The 4,084-nt window shown below is 31.8% G+C and carries 4 protein-coding genes; 1 reads left to right on the forward strand and 3 read right to left on the reverse strand.

Features of this window, described 5'->3' with window-relative positions; translation table 11 throughout:
- Positions 1-74: 74 nt before the first annotated feature.
- The 3 genes from JJE11_RS15945 to JJE11_RS15955 form a co-directional block, all read right to left on the reverse strand.
- Positions 75-1,103, reverse strand: coding sequence for a hypothetical protein (locus tag JJE11_RS15945; RefSeq protein WP_291637388.1), 1,029 nt, complete (start codon positions 1,101-1,103; stop codon positions 75-77).
- Between the two features lie 46 nt (positions 1,104-1,149).
- Positions 1,150-2,172, reverse strand: coding sequence for a phosphodiester glycosidase family protein (locus JJE11_RS15950; protein ID WP_291637391.1), 1,023 nt, complete (start codon positions 2,170-2,172; stop codon positions 1,150-1,152).
- 162 nt (positions 2,173-2,334) lie between these two features.
- Complete coding sequence (locus JJE11_RS15955; protein ID WP_291637393.1) at positions 2,335-3,747, reverse strand: PhoH family protein; 1,413 nt, start codon at positions 3,745-3,747, stop codon at positions 2,335-2,337.
- 192 nt (positions 3,748-3,939) lie between these two features.
- Between JJE11_RS15955 and JJE11_RS15960 the strand changes: the two genes are divergently transcribed.
- A partial coding sequence (locus JJE11_RS15960; RefSeq protein ID WP_291637395.1) for a transcriptional repressor occupies positions 3,940-4,084 on the forward strand: 145 nt, incomplete at its 3' end.

The following is a 4,084-nucleotide window of genomic DNA, read 5'->3' on the forward strand; positions in this document are numbered from 1 at the left end:
CTTAAATTTAATCTAATTAAAAAAAACCATGCCAAAGGCATGGTTTAAAGTTATTAACTATTTATTTATTGTGATTACTTAAAAGGAACAAAAGAAATTTTATTATCTACTAAGACTACTATTCCTTTAGTATATAATTGCACTAATTTACCTTGATAGCTAGTTTCAGTTCCAGAATTAATTTCTTTTACTACACCTCTCAGCGTATCACTTTGATATGCTTTACCAACATTCGAAATGAATAAATCACTCTTTTTGCATGGTATTTCTAGTGTAACTGATTTCCATTCACTAGTGTTTTCTGATATTTTACCAAAGTAAATCTTAGTTACCAAATTATCTTTTAATTCTCCAAGATACACATTATCATCACCATCAGCACCAATTAATGTAAGCTTGTCTACCCCTTCAATACTTATAGCTTCATACTTACCCGTAATATATATTGAATTATAAACTAATCCCTCATACACCAGTTTATCATCATGAAGCAATAATGAGATATTACTTACAAACTGCGGTATTGTATTAATTTTTGTCATATCTTTCATTCTTTCAATTCTATAAATACTACTTTTTCCTCCATTACTTGAAACCTTTACGTAAATAAGTCCTGTTAACGGCGCTGTTTGAACATCTTCTACTTCAGCTTGTGCATCAGCCCAGGCTAAATCTTTAATTTTTACTTTCACACCTTTTGATACATCGTAAGAATATAGCACTAAATTACTTGATTCATCGTCAGCTTTTCTCTCTACTAGAAGTATTCTATTTCTATCTGGAAGCCATTCAGAAAAAGAAATTTTACATCCTTCTTCCGCCTCTATATTTTTATTCTTTCCATCCTCACTATTAACAATCTTTAATTTTTCATTTTCAAAATAAGTTAAATATTTAGCATCATATGACACTAATACATTTTCCGCATTTGCTGGTACGGTAATATCGATATTTTTTATTTTCTCGCTTTTATCTTCAACAACCTTTTTCGTAACCACTTTTGAATCAGTAGCTAGAAAGTAATGATTTATATAAAAGAGACCTAAACATTGCATGGATAACGAAAATACTATCCATATACTTATTCTTTTCATCCATTTCATTATGCTTTCTCCTTTAATTTAAAATATTCTATGCCGAGATTTTAATCTATTCCCTACTCTCTACATATATAATCGAAGGTACAGATCTCTCTCCTAAGCTATCGGAAGGACTGTTTATAACATCATCATTATAAAACATTGTGGAAGAAGAACCCCCATCTAAGTTAGAAGCATTAACAGCTCCATTTTCGAATAATACGTCTTGTACATCTTTTAAAGTAGCCCCTAAACTACCTACCTGTCTACCGTCAATAACTAATAACATTATTGCTCCATCTTGCCTTTGTGCGATGGCAGTTCTACCTGCAATTCCCCATCCACCATCACCACGAGATATAGTTTTCCGTCCATTAACTATAAGTGCCGGCCCAAAAGATACAGCATCAGTAACTCCAACTTCTTTCATTTCTTTAATACTATGTTTTCCAACTAGTAGATTTCCTGACTTAGTTAATGCTACCACTTCTCTTTTTTCATTTTCATTTGTTATATCATTATATTCAATTTTACCATTGGACATTATAATTCCTGTTGGGTTTGCGCCCGTTCCTGCCCATTTTGTTTCCCCAGCTACATCAGTAAAAGCGCCACCATTAATAGCCGCAATGGCATTATTGTTTTTTGCAATTTCACTAGTCCGCTCACCTTCTATGCCGAGCTTAGTACTAAAACCTACTCTTAGCCTCGTTGGATCATTAATTACTAGTAAATACCCTGTAAATTTATTCGCTACTGAAACATCATATCTTTCAATACTATTATCATCTTTATTTTCCACCACTACACTTGGATTTTCACCCTCTAAATTATTTTGAGCTATAACATCTACAGTTTGTTCACTCATAATTTCTTTTATTTTCTCATCGGACATAAATGATGTTGCTAGCCATTGTAGTGTAAGTGTAGTCATTGCTGCACCTACTACTGTAGTCTTAACATTTTTAAAAGGACCATAATAGACCATAAATGGGCCAGTAATTGCTGTGAAAACAAGTTCAAATATTAAAAATAATATAACAAGTTTTCCTGTATTTCTTTTGGTCTTTACACGATTCTTCATTTTTCTCATGTTTCCCATCCTTTTCTTTATTAGGTACTATAACATTGTACAGTAAAACTGAGTATTTTAATACAAAATTTTAATGTAATTTTTGTGAATATATCTACTAATTTGATAATTTTATGTAAAAGAGAGTATAAATTTTTATACTCTCTCTTGAAAACAGTATATTTATAATTTTTTAGAGCCTTCGTATGCAAGTGGTGATCTCTCACACTCATCATATTTTAAAGTTACCTGATAACACAAATCACTACCCTTCATTTTTTCAGAAGCATAACACAAACCATTTGATCTTGAATCAAGAAAAGGATGATCTATTTGCTCTGGGTCACCTATAAGAATTAGCTTAGTTCCCTCACCAACTCTAGTTATTATTGCTTTAACTTGTTTGGGAGATAAATTTTGTGCCTCATCTATGATTACCCAATTTTTAACTATCGACCTTCCCCTAAGGTAAGCAACAGCTTCAGTGGTTATAATTCTCCTATCAAACAAGTCTTTTATCTTATCTAATAATTGCTTTTCGTTTTTGTAACGCTCTTTTTCATCAGATTCCACAAGGATTTCTAAATTATCAAATATTGGCCTCATGAATGGTGATATCTTTTCTTGTTCCGTACCAGGTAAAAACCCTATTTCCTCATCCATTGTAACATTTGGTCTGCAAATTAAAATTCTTCTGTAATGCTCACCACCTTGGTGGTGCTCACCACCAGGGTGGTGCTCAGTACTATCTTGTAATATTTTTTGAAGTCCCACAGCTAATGAAAATAGTGTTTTAGCGGTTCCAGCAGGGCCTTTAATAATTACAAGTGGAGCTTTTACTGCATCTAGACTTAAAGCTTCTAGCATAAATTTCTGTCCTACATTTCTTGGTACTACTCCTGAAGGTTTAATGTCTTTAGTGTAAAGTGGCACTACATTTTTACCATCATACCTTCCTAGTGCAGTTTGTTTAGGATTTTCCATTGAATGAATAAGTAAAAATTGATTTGTGTATAAACTTGGTGTGGTATATTCTTCTGAATTCTCATCATAATTAAGTAAGGCATCAACTTCTAAAACTTTTTTGCTATAGAACTCTTGAAGTTTTTCTGTAGACACAAAAACCTCTGCTCTTCCTGTATATTGATTGTCATATTCCGGCACAAATTTTTCATAAAAATCTTCTACATTAATATCTACGGCATCCGCTTTTATTCGCTCGAATATATCTTTCGTTATTAACCATACATCTTCCCCTTGCTCTTTAAGACCTTTACATACCTGTATTATTCTATTGTCAGCTTTTTCTTTATTCCAAGAAGGCGGAATTAACGCATCGTGGTGATTCATTTCTACTCTAAGCCTTCCCCCACTTGATAGCTCTACACCCTCATTTAGTTTTCCTTGTTTTCTAAGGTTATCAATAAGTCTAGCCGCATATCTAGCATTAGCTCCTAAATCACTTTTATCCTTTTTAAAACTATCTAATTCCTCGAGTACTACCTCAGGTATTATAACGTCATTATCCCCAAAAGATAATATAGCACTGGGTGAATACAGAATAACATTGGTATCTAATACATAGGTTTTTTTCAAAATATTAACTCCCCCTCTCTATATATTACTAATATATGTTACTTATCCTATAAATGAATTAAAAATGAAATAAAAATTAAATTACAATAGGCATAATTTCTAATGGCGCTTATATTATTGCTTTGACAAATGATAATATTTATTATATAATAAATATTATGGTAAATATTATTATATTATAGGATGGTGTGTATGAATAACATTACAACAATTTTTAGACAAAAAAAATTAAAACTTACACCTCAGCGTATTGCTGTTTACAAATATTTGCAATCAACAAAAGAACACCCTTCAGCGGAAGTAATTTATAAAGCTCTACAACCAACATATCCAACTA

The sequence above is a fragment of the Clostridium sp. genome, from assembly GCF_016650095.1.
In the GTDB taxonomy this organism is placed as follows: Bacteria; Bacillota; Clostridia; order Clostridiales; family Clostridiaceae; genus Clostridium_AD.